At 65.3% G+C, this 1,887-nt stretch carries 1 pseudogene; it reads right to left on the bottom strand.

Annotated features, from left to right (window positions below):
* Nucleotides 1-1,887, bottom strand: a pseudogene (locus B5F12_RS12230) (FIVAR domain-containing protein); the annotation flags it as partial.

The raw sequence follows: 1,887 nt of genomic DNA, 5'->3' as shown, positions 1-1,887 counted from the left end.
AGCCACCACAGCGGCACCCAGAGCGGCCACATACAGCATCAGCTGAGCGGAGTCGCCAGTCTGAGCAGGCTTCTCAGCGGGCTTCTCGGTGGCCTGAGGCTTGTCGGTGGTCTCAGGTTTCTCAGAGGCCTCAGGCTTGTCGGTGGTCTCGGGAGCGCCACCAGCGGTGAGGCCGTCCATGGCGGCCTTCAGGGCGGCGGCGGCCTCGTCCACCTTGGCCTGATCGTCCTCGGACAGGGTGGCGTCAGCCATCACGGCCCGGGCGGTGGCCAGAGCGGTGCGGAAGGTCGCCACGGCAACCTCGCTGGCCCCGGTGGTGTCCACGGTCTCCGCCTCAGCCAGCAGACCTTCCAGGATGGACTTGTCAGCCTTGTAGCGCTGGGCCAGAATGGCGTTGAGCAGGTCACCAGCGGCCTTGTCCACGTCCTCCTGCATGGCGTCGCCGTCCTCAGCCACCTTCTTGGCGGCATCCAGAGCGTCCTCCAGATCCTGCCAGTGGTCGGGCATGTACTTGTCGGCGTTGGCCATCATGTCCTCGGCGCGCTCAATGGTCAGGTTCAGCAGCTCCTTGTCGCCCTGAGTCAGGCCCAGGCCCCAGATGCCTTCCAGCAGCTGGTTCCAAGCGGCGTTGACCTCGTCCTGGGTGGCGTCGGCGTCAGCCAGAACGGTCTTTGCGTTGGCCAGAGCGTCCTCAAAGGCCTTCTTGGCGGTGTCGGTGACACCCTCAGTGGACAGGGTATCGGCGTACTTGACGGTCTTCTCCAGCAGGGTCTTGTTGACATCGCCGGGCTCGGGGGTCTCGTCCTTCTCAAACAAAGCGGTGACGGTGACGTTGCCCTCGGGCATCACGAAGGTGTTATCGGTGACGGTGACGGTCTCGCTCTGCCACTCCACGAAGTGCCAGCCCTCAGCAGCGGCCTGAGTCAGGGTCACGGTGGTGCCGGCAGTGGCGGTGGTGGGCTCGGCGGTAGCGGTGCCCTCGCCCTGGGTGTTCACGGTGACGGTGTACTCCTCAGGCTGGGGCTCAGCGGCCTCCTTGAGCTCGATGACCAGCTTGTCCAGCTGGGGAGACTTCTTGTCGGGACCGGTGAACACCAGAGTGCCGGCGCCGGCCTCGGTGATCTCGATCTCGAAGGTGACGGTGTGGGTCTGAGTGGCGCTGTCGCCAGCACCAGCGGAGACGGTGCCGGAGGCAATCTTGCCGTCGGGCTCGCTCCAGGCCAGGGAGTTGTTGGTGTCGCCGCTGCGGTAGGTGGCGGTGACGGTGTAGGTACCAGCAGTCTTGGCCTCATAGGGGAAGGAGATGGTGTCCTGCTGGTTCAGGCAGTTGATGAACTCGCCGTGGCTGGCCCAGTCGGCCTCGGCCACACACAGAGCCCACTGGCCGTCGGAGGCCAGCTCCACGTTGTGCAGCTGAGCAAACTCAGCTTCCAGAGTCACGGACACGCCCTTCTCGTTGGGGAAGTAGAAGGGATCTTCGGTGGTGTACTGCTCACGCTCCACCAGAGCGGCCAGAGCGGTCTCGATGGCGGTCTTGGCCTCGCCCAGAGCGGAGACGGAGGGGTTCTCCTCCTTCAGCAGCTCGGTGGCGTCCGCAATGGCCTTGGCGTAGGCATCCCAGCCGCTGGTGTACCACTCGCCCACCTTGCCGTCGGCGGCGTCCACCAGAGCCTGGAGGTCGTCGCGGGTGACGTCGGGAGCGAAGGTCACTTCAATGGTGGTCTCGCTGGTGACGCTGTCCAGGGTGTAGGTGTTGTCGGTGACGGTGACGGTCTCACCGTTGACCACCACGGACTCCACATGATAGTAGGCGTCGGGGGTGATGGTGAGGGTGAAGGACTCGCCCTCGGTGACAGCGGTGGTGCCAGCGGGAGACACGGTGCCGCC

Origin of the sequence: Pseudoflavonifractor sp. An176, from assembly GCF_002160435.1 — a bacterium.
GTDB classification, from domain to species: domain Bacteria; phylum Bacillota; class Clostridia; order Oscillospirales; family Oscillospiraceae; genus Enterenecus; species Enterenecus faecium.
Note: the sequence above shows the minus strand (reverse complement) of the source record. Positions and strands in the feature narration are given on the sequence as shown.